Source organism: Desulfoluna sp. CLI2B, from assembly GCF_056847375.1.
The window spans coordinates 3,138,975-3,154,788 of record NZ_CP186557.1; the positions used below are offsets into that span (position 1 = coordinate 3,138,975).

Below are 15,814 nucleotides of genomic sequence, written 5' to 3' on the forward strand. Positions count from 1 at the left end.
CCCGCCCATTGGCTCCGATACACCGGGCGGTATTCCCGCCTTGCAGCCTCTTTTTTTCCACTCTGTTCATTCGTGGCAGCGTTTTTGCTCTTCTCTGTTTCCATGACCGGACGCCCCCCTCCCCTGCGGGGCCGTCCTCACCCGACGTTCACAATCCCCGGCGGGGCTCATCCCCGCCGAACAACAGGCCGGCCGTGGCCGGTCCCATGGAGGTTTCAATGATCGTAGGTATCCTCAAAGAGATCAAGTCAGAGGAAAATCGTGTCGCCATGACCCCCTCCGGGGTTGAAGTGATGACCGCCAACGGGCACACCCTGCTCGTGGAACACAGCGCCGGCGTGGGCAGCGGCTTTTCCGATGCCATGTATGTGGAAGCCGGGGCGGAGATCGTCGCCACCCCGGCCGAAGTCTTCAGCCGGTCCGACATGGTCATGCACGTCAAGGAGCCCCAGCCGTCCGAATACGCCATGGTGAAAAAAGGTCAGATCGTCTTCACCTACATGCACTTTGCCGCCGACGAGGGGCTCACACGGGACTTTCTGAAAACAGATTCCGTTGCCATCGCGTACGAAACCATCGAAGACACCTCGGGGGGGCTGCCCCTTCTCACCCCCATGAGCGAGGTGGCGGGACGCATGTCCGTGCAGGAGGCTGCCAAGTATCTGGAGCGGGTCCATGGGGGACGGGGGATCCTTTTGGGCGGGGTCACGGGCGTGCCCCCGGCAACGGTGGTGGTCATCGGCGGGGGGATCGTGGGCACCAACGCAGCCCAGATGGCCTGCGGACTCGGTGCCAAGGTCTACCTGCTGGACATGAACCTGGACCGCCTCCGCCATCTGGGCGAGGTGATGCCCAAAAACTGCTTCCCCATGATGAGCTCTCCGGCAACGGTGCGTGAACTGATCCGCGAGGCGGACGTGGTGGTGGGAGCCGTCCTCATTCCCGGGGCCAAGGCCCCCAAGCTCATCACCCGTGAGATGCTCGGCACCATGAAACCCGGAGCCGTCATCGTGGACGTGGCCATCGACCAGGGCGGATGCTTTGAGACCTCCAAACCCACCACCCACGGCAACCCCATCTACGAGGTGGACGGCATCATCCATTACTGCGTGGCCAACATGCCCGGTGCTGTTCCCATCACCAGCACCATCGCCCTGACCAACGCCACCCTGCCCTACGCGGTGGAGATCCAGAACAAAGAGCTCCGGAGAAACGGCACTGCAATCATCGACGGCATCAAGCTCGTCAACCTGGCCAAGGCAAGATCACGTACAAAGGGGTCTCCGACGCCTTCGGCTGCGCATCCCCCGAGCCAATGACCTCCTGAAATAACCAACCGCCCCCCCACCACCACCACCAAACCCCACGGCCGGGCCTCCCCACAGGGGGCCCGCCCCTGGGGCATACCGGGCTGTACCCGAAGCGAGCATATCGTCATGCGAGTCAGCGCACCCGACTTGCTCACAAAGACAAACCAGACACCTGCCTGACCGCCCCCCCAGCGGCAATTTTATCCATATTTAAAAGCGGATATTGATTATTTTTTCAATTCATGGTCTACTAACTTCCGTTTCCCTTAAGAACATCGCCGCAACACAGTTCTTTCTCATATGGAGACGACAGGCTCTCCGCCCGCCCACCTCACATATTTCATTTCTCTATTCCATGCGAGAAGTTAACGCTCCGGCACCCGGCCTTCCGATAACTTCTTTTTCTTTCTGCGGGTTGTGAAGCCGCCATGGCTAAGGCACCATATATCCCGGACGGGAGGCACCGCCCGGTGCATATAGGCAATCTCACACCACCACTGGAGGAATTTTATGGAGAACTTTATCGGGTTACTGAACAAAATCGATAGCATTATCTGGGGCGTCCCCCTGCTTGTCCTGCTCGTGGGCACAGGGCTGTGGCTGACCATCTCCCTTCGGGGAATTCAGTTCACCACCCTGCTTCACTCCCTCTACCTGGCCCTTGTCAAGCGCAGGGAAGAAGGAGATGAAGGCGACGGTGACATCTCCCATTTCCAGGCCCTGATGACGGCACTCTCCGCCACAGTGGGCACCGGTAACATCGCGGGTGTGGCCACGGCCATCGCCGTGGGCGGCCCCGGCGCCATGTTCTGGATGTGGGTCACCGGCCTGGTGGGCATGGCCACCAAATACGCGGAGGCCGTTCTCGCCGTGAAGTACCGTGAAAAGGATGAAAACGGCAACATGTGCGGCGGCCCCATGTACTACATCGCCAACGGCCTCGGATGGAATTGGATGGGGGTTCTTTTTGCCCTGTTCGCCTCCATTGCAGCCTTCGGCATCGGCAACATGGTCCAGTCAAACTCCGTTGCCGATGCGGTACACGCCACCTTTAACATCCCCGTAGGCGTCACCGGCGTTATCCTCATGATCTTCGTGGGCCTTGTGGTCATCGGCGGCATCAAGAGCATCGGCAAGGTCACCAGCGTGCTGGTTCCCATCATGATCGTCTTCTACATTGTCGGCTCCCTTGTCATCCTCATCCTCAACGCCAAGGCCATCCCCTCGGCCCTGACCCTGATCATCACCCAGGCCTTCAACCCCACGGCCGCCACCGGCGGTTTCCTCGGCGCGGGCGTCATGCTGGCCATCCGCATGGGCGTTGCCCGCGGGGTCTTCTCCAACGAATCCGGCCTCGGCAGCGCGCCCATCGCAGCCGCCGCAGCCCAGACCAAGCACTCCGTCACCCAGGCCCTGGTCTCCATGACCCAGACCTTCATCGACACCATCATCGTCTGCTCCATGACCGGCCTGGTCCTGATCATCACCGGCACCTGGTCCAGCGGCAAAAACGGCGCCGAGCTCACCACCTTCGCCTTTCAGGGCGCCCTGCCCGGCGGGGGCCTCATCGTCACCATCGGCCTCATCCTCTTTGCCTATTCCACCATCCTCGGCTGGTGCTATTACGGCGAGAAATCCATTGAATACCTGCTCGGCGAAAAAGCCATCATGCCCTACCGCGTGATCTTCGTGATCTTCGTGGGCATCGGGGCCACCCTGAAGCTCGACCTGGTATGGACCCTGGCCGACATCTTCAACGGCCTCATGGCCTTCCCCAACCTCATCGCCCTTCTTGCCCTGACCCCCGTCATCATCAGCGAAACCCGGGACTACTTCGACAACCATTACAGGAAGTAGCCCTTAAGGGCACTGAAACGAAAAAACCCGCCCCCTGTCTCAGGGGACGGGTTTTTCTTCCGTCCGACCACGCCGTTCGCCTCAATCGGCGACCCGGGTCTTGGGGTGGGCCTTTTCCCACAGGTACCACGAGGTGTCCTCATGGCCAATCTCCGGGAGCCGTTTTCCGGCATGGGGCCCGTCAATGGCCAGGAGCCCCTTTCCGTCGGGGTACCACAGGCTGCCGCTCTCCTTGTCATAAAGAACAAAAGTATCCCCATAGGTCCACCCCGAAGGGGCAAGGGTCAGGGGCTCTCCGTTCAGTTCTCGGCTGTACACAGCCGACAGGTCCACGAGCGGTCAGTATGCCGCCGCAACCCAGGCGTCTTTCAGTTTGGTATTCAGGATCTCATGGCGCGCCAGGATCCTCACCGAGACCGCCCGGGCCTCCTCATTCGACCCAAACCCGATGACCCTCTCCCGGTCCCGGACATCAGCCGGTGCCGAGGAGAAAGCCCTCTCATCCAGGGGAACGATGGCATCCTTTCCGATGCCGTATTGGAACTTCTCCGGCTCAAATCCCAGGGCCTCGGCCTGGGTTACCTCCCACCGGTCGCCCAGGCGGTCCACGATCCACACACGGTCTCCCCTGCGCTCCCGGCCTGGCCCAGTGAGCGGGGCGCTCCATATAACCAGGGCCAGCACAAGGGCCCATACTCGTTTCCATCTGATGTTCATTGAAAGCCTCCCTTTGCCCGATTCCGGGCGCATGATACGCCCAGTATACCATGGGGTGCCCTGCCCGGTCACCTGAGGGCAAAGCTTATCAGGGCCAATGCATTTAAAAAATAAGTTGCCCCCGGCAGGGCCGCCGGAGGCTGCCATCTTAACCTGAAAAACAGCCAGGAAACGCCCCTGCCTCCTGTGATACACTCAAACCATGGACAACAAACCCACATACGAAGAGCTGGAAGCCAAGGTCCGCAGCCTCGCCGCCATGCTGGAGGACGAAGGACGGGTGGTGCAATGGGAGGTCCTGGGGCACCTGGCCCTTGCCTGGGACCGGAACGGGCCACCGGGAATCGTCGAAAACAAGGACCTGGCAGAAGCCCTGGGCCTGGGCAAGGCTGCGGTGGCCGTGGCCCTGAAGCGGCTGTCCACCCTGGGCATTACCGACCACGACACCATGGGGTATGCCTCGTACCTGACCCAGGAAGGCTACGATATCGCTAAACAGCACGACCGCACCGTCCCCCTTGAAGAACAGATAGAAAAGGCAAAAGGGAATCGGGTTAAAGGAAACTGGGGGAAAAAGCGGAGAAAGAAAGGGGCTAAGGGCTAAGGGCTAAGGGCTAAGGGCTAAGGGCTAAGGGCTAAGGGCTAAGGGCTAAGGGCTAAGGGCTAAGGATAAAAAACGGAAGATATAAGGTCAAGGGCTGAATGGCTTTGTCGCGTAAGTGAAAAGCTTACCGGGTAAGATAAGGCTTGAGGGCCTTAAAAAAATGGTCTGCCATAATGCCGTACCCCTTGTCGTTGGGGTGAATCCTGTCGCTCATGAGGCCTGGCTTGCCCAGAATACCCTCGAAGATGTCGGGCACCAGCACCGCCCCCATAGCGTCGGCTGTCTCCCGGTACCCCGCGCCAAAGTCGCGCCCCCAGAAAGGGATGTCGATGCCTCCCAGGATCACCATGGCCCCGCTCTCTTGGAGCACCCCGATGATGGACGCCTGGTTTTGAAAGGCCTGATCCCTGTCCACCCCGTTTTTCAGGTCATTGCCCCCAAGGGTGATAAGCACGATGCCGGGTTCGTACCCCAGCACATCATCAAGCCGTGCCATGGCGCTTCGGGTCGTCTCCCCGGGAACTCCCAGGTTGATAACCGGCCGCCCGATGCGTGCCGAGAGCTGGTCAGGGTAGGAGCTGCCTTGCCCGGCGCCGACCCCGGAGGTGAGGCTGTCGCCGAAGGCCACGATGGTGGAATGGATGGGAGGGGCGTTGCGGACAGACCGGTGCGTACCCGGCCTGCGGAGAGACCAGACAGCGACAACAAGAACCAGCACGATGGCAATGAAGAGGATGCGTTTGCTCATGGCCGCCCCCAATCAGGGCTGCCCCAAGGCAACCCGTTCAGCACATCTTTCAAAGGAAGGTCTGCCAACTTAAGAAGCAACGGTTCAGCAGACAGCAACGGCAAAAAACATTCCAATGGTCCGGTCGGTGCCGCCATTGCCATAGCGTAACGTGCAGGAGCGGCAGCAGCCGATAAAAACCGGACGCACGTCAGGCGCACCCGGGACGACTGGTTATACCGGCTTTCGAATGAGACGGGAAAAAGAGCGTTCCACCACTTCCAGGCCGCTTCGGATGTTGCTCTGGAGCACGGCACGAACCTGCTCCTCATCCTTGGCCTTGATGGCCGCAAGGATCTGGCCATGCTCGAAAGAGAACTTGTGGCAGTCGGTGATCTCCTGGCGGTAAAGATTGAGAAAGGTCTCCACGGATTCGATGAGCTTGTACACGATGGAGCAGAGGTGGGGAAGATTGGACGCCTCGTAGATGGTCTTGTGAAACTCGCGATCCAGGGTGTAAAAATCCGCGTCCACACTGGCCATGCGGCTGTGGAGTTCTTCGAGTTCGGCGATCTTTTCGGGGGTGATGTTGTGCATCGCCTCCACGGCGAGCTGGGATTCCAGGTCCACGCGCATGTCAAAGATAATGGAAATCTCTTTGCGCGAAGGCGGGCTGGCCACCACGGCGCCCTTGTAGGGAATGTTCTTCACCAGACCAGATCGGTCAAGGCGCATCAGGGCTTCCCGGATGGGCCCTCTGCCGATGCCCAACTCCGTTTCAAGGTCCGACAGCACGAGCCGGGTGCCGGGCAACTTCACACCCGTAAGAATCATATCACGAATCTTTTCATAAGCCACAAGGGACTTCATCGAAGATACATTGTTGTCCAAAGTCTTTTCTCCTGCCAGTCGGAATCTTAAATACGCGACGTAAGTAAAACAAAAAAGGGTCCTGCCCGGAACAGGCGGCCCGGAAAAAATGGGTTACTCCCCAGGGAGCAGATTACCCTGCCGCTGGTAACGCGGCAAACGACAAGGGTGTGAGAAAGGGTCGCAAGGGCAGGATCAGGACTTGAGTTCAAAACTGTCTTTTTTAACACACCCTTGTTTATTTCGTACAGCCCTCTTTGTCAAGGTGCGGATAACTCGGTATGAGGCATCTTCCCCTCACGGGCAACTGCCACAATCTCCCGGGCAAGGACATCGGCTGCATCCACGCTGCGGATGGGCAGCTCGCCCCCGCCGATGATGCCCAGTTCCGTGCATCCGAGAATACCAACCTCAGCGCCCTTGGATGCCAGGTGGGCACAGATGTCCGAAAAGTCCTGCCGGACTTTGTCGCCGGTCTCACCGGCCTTGACACGACGGATCACCCCCAGGAGCTGATCCTGGACCGGTGCGTCGGGGTAAACCACGTCCACGCCACGCGCGGCAAAGCGGGTCTCGTAGAGTTTCGTGATCAAAACGGCCGTGGAGGCAAGGACCCCCGCCTTTTTGATACCGGGGTTGTTGGTCACCACCGTCTCCACAACAAGGTCCACGAGATGGACCACGGGAATGGAGACCGCATCGGCCACATTGTAATAATAATGGTGGGCCGTGTTGCAGGGGATCACGAGAAAATCGGCTCCCCAGGCTTCGAGGCGCTTGCCCATGTCGGCCATGCAGGGACCGGGATCTTCCCCGTCCCCGTCGATGATGGCCTTCATGCGTGAAGGCACCTTGGGGTTGTTGTCCACGATGCATCGCAGGTGATCGACATCATCCAAAGCAGGGGTCAGGGCGATGATGCGCTGCATCAGGTCAACCGTCGCTTCAGGCCCCATGCCTCCCAGGATTCCCGGAATTTTCTCCGCTCCGGGCTGCTGACACGTTTTTTCCATCTTGTCTCCCAAAGACCGGATCGGCCGCTTGCCAGCCATCCGGCATCACGTCGTATGGTGTCCCATACAAACCAAAGCCCCATAAACGAAATGCCGGACGGCCCGAACCGCACAGGAGAGCAGGGCTGCACACTGATCCGTTACGGAACAGTGGTCATCCTAACACGCTACGCACGGAAAGTGTCGAGGTATGCGTAGAGGGCGGGGGAACCGCCGGTGTGCAGGAACAGCACGTTGGAACCTTCGGGGAAGGCGCCTTTGCGTACGAGGTCAATGAGACCTGCGGCAACTTTACCGGTGTAGACGGGGTCGAGGAGGATAGCTTCCTCGGCAGCGAAGAGCTTCACTGCTTCTACCATGGCATCGGAGGGTACGGAGTAGCCGGGGCCAACGTACTCACCGTAGCACTTAACAGCGTCACGCTCAACGCCGCCTTTGATGCCCAGCAGCTCAGCAGTTTCCTGGGCCAGCTTGTACACACCAGGCTCCTGATCGGCTGCAGGCTTGGATACGTCAATACCGGAAACGGGGATGTTGGCGTTGGTGCCGGTCATACCGACAACCATACCGGCGTGGGTACCAGCAGAGCCGGAGGGAACAACCACGTGGTCGATCTTGAGGCCCATGGTGTTGAGCTGGTCCATCATCTCTTCGGCACATGCGGCATAACCCAGGGCGCCGATGGCGTTGGAAGCACCGCCGGGGACGATGTAGGGTTTTTTACCGGCAGCTTTGAGCTCGGCTGCGGTTTTTTCCATTTCAGCCATCATGTCGGAACCACCCTCAACAACACGCTTGGTTTTAACACCGAGCAGTTCGAAGAGGAAGTTGTTGCCGCTGCCGTCTTCTTTGTAAGTGCCTTTTACGCGCTCTTCGAGGACGAGGTGGCACTCGAGGCCTTCTTTGGCGGCCCAGGAAGCAGTCAGACGGCAGTGGTTGGACTGGATGGCACCACAGGTAATGATGGTGTCAGCACCCTTTTCCAGAGCGTCGGCAATGCAGAAGTCAAGCTTACGGGTCTTGTTGCCGCCGGAAGCACCGGGGAGCAGGTCGTCACGCTTGACGAAAAGGTTCACTTTGCCGCCGAGGGCTTTGCTGAGGTTTTTCATGGGCTCAATGGGAGTCTGACCCTGGAGGTAACCACGACGGGGAAATTTAGTGAAATTCATTTTCGTTTAGTCCTTACTAATAAGTAATGAATATTTACCGGATCTATCTGCAAGGTCCGTCAGTCGGGCGAGATGAACACCATCGTCGCCCGAAACTCTTTTTCTTTTTACAGTGCGATGATCGCTTCGACTTCGATATCGGCGCCCAGGGGCAGCGCAGCAACCTGGAAGGCGCTGCGAGCGGGGAAGGGCTCGGGGAAGTACTCGGCGTAGACGGCGTTTACCGCCTGGAAATCAGCGATGTTTGCCAGGTAGACGGTGGTCTTCACGGTCTTGGCAAGGGTGGTACCGGCTTCTTCAGCGATGGCGGCCAGGTTCTTGAAAGAAGCATGGGCGCGCGCTTCGATGGAGCCTTCGGGCATTTTGCCGGTGGCAGGGTCGATGGGAAGCTGGCCGGAAGTAAAGAGAAGTCCACCGGCAACCACTGCCTGGGAATAGGGACCGACTGCGGCGGGCGCATTGTCCGTATGAATTGCTTTTTTGCTCATGGGTTCACTCCATGTTGTACGTTGTTCCGCTAAATCCGCGTGAACACGTTTTGGTTGCACGTTATATATAGGCGCCGACCGAGTCGGCGCGTGTTATCAAAGAAAAGGCCCGGTGGATTAGAATCCCATGGCCCGGGGCAGCCACATCACGATGCTGGGGCAGTAAGCCATGATGAGAATCACACCGATGGTAATGGCGCAGAAGGGAAGAGCCTTCACCGAGATCTCTTCCAGTGTCACCCCGCCGATACCGGAGGCGATGAACATGTTCTCTCCCAGAGGCGGTGTGGAGAAACCAACGCCGCAACAGCAGACCAGAACGATACCGAAGTGGATGGGATCCACGCCGAGGCCGGTCATGATGGGCAGAAGAACAGGTGTTACCAGCATGATGATAGCCAGGGTCTCCATGAACATCCCCATGAAGAGGAGGAAGAGAACAACCAACAGCCAGATAACATGGACGTCAGAGGTCACGGAGAGCAGCAGCTCGGCAATCATGTCTGGAATTCGGTACTGAACCAGAAGGCGACCGAAGGCGTAAGCGGTGAACATGATCACAAGCACTCGCCCGGTAAGCCAGCTGGTGGTCTCAAGGGACTCCATGAGTCCTTTGATGGTGAGCTCCTTGTAGATGAAGATGCCCACGAAAAGCGTGTAAAAAATGGCCACAATGGCTGACTCGGTGGGGGTAAACATACCGGAGTAGATACCGCCGAGAATAACCACGGGCGCCAGGATGGACCAGAAGCCCTCTTTCATGGTCTTGCCAACGTGCTTCATAGAGAGGCTGGGCATGCCCTGGCCGTACCCTTTGCCGCGGCAGCGGAACACATGAACGATGATGAGGCCCACGGAGATGAGGAGGCCGGGAACAACGCCCGCCATGAACATCTCGGTAATGGATTCCTGGGCAGTAACGCCATAGATAACCATGGGGATACTGGGGGGAATGATGATGCCCACACCGCCGGATGCGGCGGTTGCAGCCGATGCGTAGCCGGGATCGTACCCGCGCTTGATCATTGCCGGAATCATGAGCATGCCCACAGCCGCTGTCGTTGCAGGGCCGGAGCCGGAAATCGCACCGAAGAAGATACAGGCCAACGTGGTGGAGATGGCAAGGCCACTGTCAAGGGACCCGACCATGGACTCGGCCACCTTCACGAGTCGACGTGAGATGCCCGCACTCTCCATCAGCGCTCCGGAGAGCACAAAGGCCGGAAGGGCCATGATGGGGAACTGGTTAACCGAAGAAAATGCAACCTGTACGAGGGTAGAAAGGTCCTGACCCACCGTAAAGAAAGCCGCCATGGCTGCCACGCCGAGTGACACCATGATGGGCGCGCCCATAAAAAGCAGAGCAGCGAAAGAAATGAACAGAATACCTGCAGCCGACATGTCCTTTTCCTCCTAAGACTTTTCTGCTTCAGAGAGCATTTTTTGGGTTTCCTCAAGATCCACGGAATCAACATCCTTGATTTCGATTTTGAGAATGTATTTCATGATGTCCACCTGGATGATTCGAATGGTCATCAGGGCAAAACTGATGGGGAAGATCCAGTAGACATAGGCCATGGACCATTCAAGGGCGGGAGAATGAAAGGGGAACTCGGTCAGATCTCGAATGACCTCGATACTCTTTTTGATCATCACCACGTTGAAACAAATCCAGATCAGGTCTGTCACCACCATGGCGACGTCCTGCACCAGCCTTGGGAAGCAGCTTGAACTGAATCATCACGCGGTTGTGAGCTGCCAGTCGAGCTGCATAGGCTGCGCCGAAAAAGACGAACCAGACAAACGCAAATCGGGAAATCTCTTCACTCCAGGGAATAACGTAGTTGAAACAGACTCGAAGTGCGATCTGAAGAAAAAGAATGACAACAAAGAAGCTAAGCAAAATCTGGCATATATAGCTTTCAATATTATCTAAAAATTTAAGCAAGCGCTTTGCAAACATGGGGCTTCATCTCCTCACCCGGTTGAGCACTGGGCGGCAAAAGGGATCGTAGAGTCCCTTTTGCCGCCTTTTCTAATCAGTTACTACTGCTTACCGAGAGCTTTGAGAACCAGGTCGACGTTCTCTTTGCCACCGATAAAGTCGTAGTACTCAGGCCATACTTTTTCGATGGCCAGTTTTTTCCACTCGGCTTCGTCTTCGAGAGTGCTGACTTCAACACCACCCTTGATCATGCCCTGCTTGGCATGCTCAGCTTCGAGGATCTGGAAAGCGATGCAGTACTGCTGCGCTTCGATACCTGCACGGGTGAGGAGTGCACGGGTCTTCTCGTCGTACTTCTTCCAGGAACGCTCACCCACGATGAGGGGCTGCAGAGAGTACTGGTAGTGTACTTCGGTCAGGTAGTCCTGAACTTCATGGAACTTGGTGGTGTAGTTTACGATGTAGGGGTTTTCCTGACCGTCGACTACACCCTGCTGAAGGCCGGTGAAGGTCTCAGACCAAGCCATGGGAACGGGGTTTGCGTCCCAGGACTTGAGGGTTGCCATGATGATTTTGTTCTGGGGGATCCTGATCTTGAGGCCCTTCACATCAGCAAGCTTCTTAACGGGACGCTTGGAGTTGGTGATGTAGCGGAAGTTGGAGTAGGTCCAACCCAAGATACGGAAACCACCTTTTTTAATAGCCAGTTCGTTCCAGTGAGCACCGAGGCCGCCGGTGGTTGCCTGGATGGCATCGTAGTGGCTTTCGATAAGGTAGGGCATGGTGAGGGTACCGAGCTGCTTCACGAAAGGCACAGCGTTGCCCACACCGATGAACGCCATGTCAAGGGTACCGCGACGAGAGTTCTGGAGCATCTCGGTCTCGGTTCCAAGCGCACCGTTGGGGAACAGCTGAACTTCGATTTCACCGTTGGAAAGGGACTCGACAATCCACTTGAACTGCTTAGCCATAGCGCCCTGATCGGATTCAATGGCATCGCCCATCCCTACTCGGAAAATCTGCTTGGCGGATGCACCCTGAACGGTCATCACCATGGCGAGAACTGCGATGGCGGTGATACATAATTTCCTGAACATCACTTCCTCCTAACTTCGTTGTGTCAAAGGTTCCGCCACCCTTCCCTGGAGGCCGGAGCTCAAGTTACACATATCAAATGTATACATTTGACACATATAGAGTAATCCGGTCCCTGGACCCCAATGAAGGAGACGGGTCCCCTGTTGCCAGGGGACATCTTCGCATGCGGGCCACCCCCGCACGCAAAACGTGACATGCTGAGTCTCAGCTGGCAAGCGTTTTGTTACCGTTTTTTTTACGCCGTGGGCTGTGCATGCTGTGGTGAATCACGCAGTGCCCTTAAAAACGGAGACGGGAAACAACCCATTCCAACTTCGCCTGCACGGCCCTCCCCTTGTGGAAAGACCGTTTTCTTTTTTCATGCTGCCCTCGACCCGTGCTGCGGATCGAGACATCATCAACCATGATGCTGCCGCATGAGAGGTGCCGTCTCATATGGCGTTTGCGCCATCGCCATGGTCTCTGCCGGTCTGGCCACTGACTTCGGGGCCGGGCGGCAAAAACGTGGACGGTACCCTATGTTAAGCTGAGGCGGTTTCGCTGCCCCTCAAATCCAGGGGAACGCCGTGTGACCCTTACCGGGCCCCACATGTCCGCATCAGCATGCAAAAAACTCAATCACCGGATCCTCAGACATTCAACCGAGCAAGGATCACGCATCCACCCCTCTTTATTCAAAAGCGGAACCGGAGCAGGAGGGGCGAAGGGGGGAGCCCTTCCTGTCCCACACTGCTGATCTAAGAGAGGGTCTCTTCGGCAACATCCCGAAGAATCTCTACAATCAGCCGACAGTCGTCCAGGTCAAAGGTCAGGGGTACCCGCATATCGCACATAACAGCGAGAACGCGGTTGGTCTCTTTGAGTTCCGGAAGATTGCCGAAGTATTTCCAGCTCCCGTAGGCGCTGGTAAATCCGACGGGCTCGGAATCACCGAACCACTTCAATTCCACGCCGCGTTTCAGGGCAGCTGCCAGGAAGTTGCGGATGGTGGTCTCGTCCTGTCCCACAAGGGAAAACTGAATGGAGCTTCCTACGTAGGTCTCTTTTTCAGGACGCTTGGGGCAGGTCATCCCGGGGATTGAATTGAATCCCTCTTCAAGGACCTGATACCTCTCGTTCCAGCGCTTGCACTGGTTGTCCAGGTCGCGAAGCTGAAAACGAAGGAGGGAGGCCCGAAGGTTGTCCATGCGGCTTGAATAGTTGCAAGTGTTTGACCTTTTCGAACACTTCCATGCCGGGACGTGAGGTGTGCTTCTCGTAGAGCATGTAAGAACCGGAATGGATGATGGCGCGGGCAATGACATCGGGATCGTCGGTGGTCAACAGGCCGCCTTCCCCGGAGTTCATGTGCTTGTAGGTCTGGGTGCTGAAGCAGCCCACCTTGCCGAAGGAGCCGGACTTCTTGCCGTCCCAGTACGCTCCCATGGTGTGAGCGCAGTCCTCGATGAGGACAAGCCCGTGCTTTTCACAGATCTCCATCAGGCGATCCATATCGGTAAGGTGACCGCGCATGTGAGAGATGAGGAACCATTTCACATCGGGGTCTGCCGCTTTCTTCTCCAGGTCCACCAGGTCAATGGTGTAGTCGTCGGTGATCTCGACAAGAACGATTTCGGCACCGGCGTTGTGGATGGCGCCGGGAACCGGTGCCAGGGTGTAAGCGTTGCAGAGGATCTTGTCTCCGGGCTCAACCCCAACGCTTTTCAATGCGAGGTACATGGCCATGCCGCATGAGGCGCAGGAGAGGCAGTACTTTGCGCCCATATAGGCTGCAAACTCCTCTTCAAGAAGAGCAGCTTCGCCCTTCTCACCGGCGCTGACATTGTAACGGTGAAGCTTGCCCGTGCGCATGATCTCCACGGCACGTTCAATGGACGCTTCACTGATGGGTTCCTGCTGAGTAAATTCCTTGGTAAACCGTTTGACGGATGCGTTTCCCATGCGACCTCCTGAATATCTCAAAATCAGGGGCGGGAAGCGAGCCAACGCTCCCCGCCCCATATCGTCTACCATCGGCTCAAAGCCGAACAGACCTTAGTACTTGGTCTGGTTGTACACTTCAAAGTCCCACTCTTCGTTGGGGAAGAACTTGCGCAGACGCCAGTCGCAGGCGCGGGCGTGGCCTTCCATGCCCTCCACGCGGGAGAGACGGGAAGCAGCACCGCTGACGACCTTGTTGGCCTCGGGCTTGATCTCCTGGTAGGTCATGATCTTCAGGAACTTGTGTACGTTCAGGCCACCGGACATGTAACCGGCCTTCTTGGTGGGAAGGATGTGGTTGGTGCCGGAGCACTTGTCACCCTGGGGTACGGTGGAACCTTCGCCGAGGAAGAGTGAACCGTAGTTGGTGAGACGCTGGGTCCACCAGTCGAGGTCTTCAGCCATGACCTGTACGTGCTCGGAAGCGTACTGATCGCTGACTTTGGCAACCTCTTCACGGTCTTCGCAGAGAACGATCTCACCGAAATCCCTCCAGGAGGTGGCGGGGGTGTCGGGATCGGGCATGTCGGCGATGACTTTGGGCATCAGCTCGTTGACCTTCTCGGCCAGCTCGCGGCAGTCGGTGTGGAGCCATACGGGAGAGTCGAGGCCGTGCTCTGCCTGGGAAACCAGGTCGATGGCTACGGTCATGGGATCGGCGGTCTTGTCGGCGATCACTGAGGACTCGGTGGGGCCGGCGAAAACGTCGATGGCGCAGCGGCCGGTACCGGCCAGAATGGCTTTGGCTTCAGCAACAAAGGCGTTGCCGGGGCCTACGAGGATGTTTGCGGGCTTGCCGCTGAAGAGACCGAAGGCCATGGTGGCAATGGCCTGAACACCACCCATCTCGATGATGATATCGGCGCCGGCAAGTTCCATGGCGTAAACAACGGCAGGAGCGATGCTCTCACCACGGGGGGGGGAGCAGGCAACAACAGTTTTGACGCCGGCAGCCTTGGCAGTGGCCACACTCATGATGGCGGAGCAGGCGTGGGCGAAACGACCGCCGGGAACGTAGCAACCGGCCACTTCCATGGGGATGACCTTCTGGCCGAGGCGAACGCCTTCGAGGGTCTCTTTCTCGAACTCAACGATGCTCTCACGCTGGGACTTGGCAAAGCCAAACACCTGATCGTAGGCAAACTTGAGGTCGTCCTTAACACGCTGAGGAACCTGGGCGATGAGGGCCTGCTTCTTCTCTTCGGAAAGGATGAAATCACCTTCCCAGTTGTCGAATTTCTTGGCCAGTTCGCGAACCGCCTCTTCGCCGCGGGCCTCAATGTCCTTGAGGATCCCTTCAACGATGACGCGCTTCTGGTCGCTTACTTCTTCAAAGCTGAGTTCTGCTTTTTTAATGTACTCCATTGCAAAAAATCTCCGTAAGTAGATCGCTTTGTATATTGGATGTCAGAAATTTCCCGTCGGTATGGAGTAAATTAGCCAGTCCAGATGAACATTGTCAATGATTTTATAAAATCTTTTTAAAAATTTCTTTAAACTTTCGTTAAAACATTTTGATCAGCTTCAAATTCAGAACGAAATATCCAGAATAGATCCAAATAGATGCTACCGACATGCGAAACGTTCCCTCCCCTGTACGGCGACTGTCCGAACACCAAAAATCAGCGATCCACGTTAATTTTTCCTACGGACAGCACCTCCCATTGCCCACAGGAGCAACAGCGCTAGAGGAACATCATACCACATGGCCCACCCACCACATATATTTAATGGTATAAGAGGCTCTGTTTTCTATATTGCGAAAACCATTTCAAGATTTTCCATATTATAATATACATACCACCATAAAGGAATTTCCCCAACCTTTCACCAGGGGCTGGACCACGTTTACGGAGATTTTCGGCACATTTTTTGAATATCCCAATAGGCGAACCATGAAAGAGCCACCTCCCCGGAGGTACAGTAATGGCTCGGACACCTGAAGGGCCCTCAGGGTGAATCGACGGATAGCCAAGCCGTCCCGGGTCCATAGCCGCTTCCGGTGGGGTACACGCATGAGGCTCCACCATGGGGCC

Annotated in this window: 16 protein-coding genes; 3 read left to right on the forward strand and 13 right to left on the reverse strand. The window is 57.0% G+C overall.

Annotated elements, in window-relative coordinates; genetic code table 11:
• Window positions 1–218: 218 nt before the first annotated feature.
• Window positions 219–1,319 carry an alanine dehydrogenase gene (gene ald / locus ACOYW2_RS14750; RefSeq protein ID WP_482770925.1) on the forward strand — a complete coding sequence of 367 codons (1,101 nt, stop codon included), beginning with the start codon at window positions 219–221 and terminating at the stop codon, window positions 1,317–1,319.
• Window positions 1,320–1,820: 501 nt separating this feature from the next.
• Complete coding sequence (locus tag ACOYW2_RS14755; protein ID WP_482423582.1) at window positions 1,821–3,167, forward strand: alanine/glycine:cation symporter family protein; 1,347 nt, start codon at window positions 1,821–1,823, stop codon at window positions 3,165–3,167.
• Between the two features lie 81 nt (window positions 3,168–3,248).
• Here the strand turns inward: ACOYW2_RS14755 and ACOYW2_RS14760 are convergent, their stop codons facing one another.
• Window positions 3,249–4,031, reverse strand: coding sequence for a DUF3179 domain-containing (seleno)protein (locus tag ACOYW2_RS14760; protein ID WP_482770926.1), 783 nt, complete (start codon window positions 4,029–4,031; stop codon window positions 3,249–3,251).
• 55 nt (window positions 4,032–4,086) lie between these two features.
• Here ACOYW2_RS14760 and ACOYW2_RS14765 point away from each other — a divergent pair, with 55 nt between their 5' ends.
• Window positions 4,087–4,488: a helix-turn-helix domain-containing protein gene (locus ACOYW2_RS14765; RefSeq protein ID WP_482770927.1), complete on the forward strand. Its 402-nt coding sequence runs from the start codon at window positions 4,087–4,089 to the stop codon at window positions 4,486–4,488.
• Window positions 4,489–4,612: 124 nt separating this feature from the next.
• On the opposite strand, the gene ACOYW2_RS14770 is transcribed toward ACOYW2_RS14765, so the two are convergent.
• The 12 genes from ACOYW2_RS14770 to hisD form a co-directional block, all read right to left on the reverse strand.
• On the reverse strand, window positions 4,613–5,236 hold the full coding sequence (locus ACOYW2_RS14770) for an arylesterase (RefSeq protein ID WP_482770928.1): 624 nt from the start codon (window positions 5,234–5,236) through the stop codon (window positions 4,613–4,615).
• A 213-nt stretch (window positions 5,237–5,449) separates the two neighbouring features.
• Complete coding sequence (locus tag ACOYW2_RS14775; protein WP_482770929.1) at window positions 5,450–6,106, reverse strand: GntR family transcriptional regulator; 657 nt, start codon at window positions 6,104–6,106, stop codon at window positions 5,450–5,452.
• Between the two features lie 239 nt (window positions 6,107–6,345).
• Window positions 6,346–7,098 (reverse strand): cysteate racemase, encoded by a 753-nt coding sequence (gene cuyB / locus ACOYW2_RS14780; RefSeq protein ID WP_482415693.1) that lies wholly within the window; start codon window positions 7,096–7,098, stop codon window positions 6,346–6,348.
• Between the two features lie 167 nt (window positions 7,099–7,265).
• Window positions 7,266–8,267 carry a D-cysteate sulfo-lyase gene (cuyA, locus tag ACOYW2_RS14785; RefSeq protein WP_482770930.1) on the reverse strand — a complete coding sequence of 334 codons (1,002 nt, stop codon included), beginning with the start codon at window positions 8,265–8,267 and terminating at the stop codon, window positions 7,266–7,268.
• Window positions 8,268–8,374: 107 nt separating this feature from the next.
• Window positions 8,375–8,755, reverse strand: a complete 381-nt coding sequence (locus tag ACOYW2_RS14790; RefSeq protein ID WP_180143332.1) for a RidA family protein — start codon at window positions 8,753–8,755, stop codon at window positions 8,375–8,377.
• 117 nt (window positions 8,756–8,872) lie between these two features.
• The gene (locus tag ACOYW2_RS14795) at window positions 8,873–10,156 is read right to left on the reverse strand and encodes a TRAP transporter large permease (RefSeq protein ID WP_482415691.1); all 1,284 of its coding nucleotides are present in this window, start codon (window positions 10,154–10,156) and stop codon (window positions 8,873–8,875) included.
• 12 nt (window positions 10,157–10,168) lie between these two features.
• The gene (locus tag ACOYW2_RS14800; RefSeq protein WP_482423586.1) at window positions 10,169–10,450 is read right to left on the reverse strand and encodes a TRAP transporter small permease; all 282 of its coding nucleotides are present in this window, start codon (window positions 10,448–10,450) and stop codon (window positions 10,169–10,171) included.
• Complete coding sequence (locus ACOYW2_RS14805; protein WP_482423587.1) at window positions 10,341–10,718, reverse strand: TRAP transporter small permease; 378 nt, start codon at window positions 10,716–10,718, stop codon at window positions 10,341–10,343. Before ACOYW2_RS14805 ends, ACOYW2_RS14800 begins: the two co-directional genes overlap by 110 nt.
• A gap of 83 nt (window positions 10,719–10,801) precedes the next feature.
• Window positions 10,802–11,797 carry a TRAP transporter substrate-binding protein gene (locus ACOYW2_RS14810; RefSeq protein WP_482415689.1) on the reverse strand — a complete coding sequence of 332 codons (996 nt, stop codon included), beginning with the start codon at window positions 11,795–11,797 and terminating at the stop codon, window positions 10,802–10,804.
• 738 nt (window positions 11,798–12,535) lie between these two features.
• Window positions 12,536–12,985: a DegT/DnrJ/EryC1/StrS family aminotransferase gene (locus ACOYW2_RS14815; RefSeq protein ID WP_482770931.1), complete on the reverse strand. Its 450-nt coding sequence runs from the start codon at window positions 12,983–12,985 to the stop codon at window positions 12,536–12,538.
• Complete coding sequence (locus tag ACOYW2_RS14820; RefSeq protein ID WP_482770932.1) at window positions 12,894–13,739, reverse strand: DegT/DnrJ/EryC1/StrS family aminotransferase; 846 nt, start codon at window positions 13,737–13,739, stop codon at window positions 12,894–12,896. The genes ACOYW2_RS14815 and ACOYW2_RS14820 overlap by 92 nt, the downstream gene beginning before the upstream one ends.
• A 93-nt stretch (window positions 13,740–13,832) precedes the next feature.
• On the reverse strand, window positions 13,833–15,143 hold the full coding sequence (gene hisD, locus ACOYW2_RS14825; RefSeq protein WP_482423589.1) for a histidinol dehydrogenase: 1,311 nt from the start codon (window positions 15,141–15,143) through the stop codon (window positions 13,833–13,835).
• Window positions 15,144–15,814 lie beyond the last annotated feature (671 nt).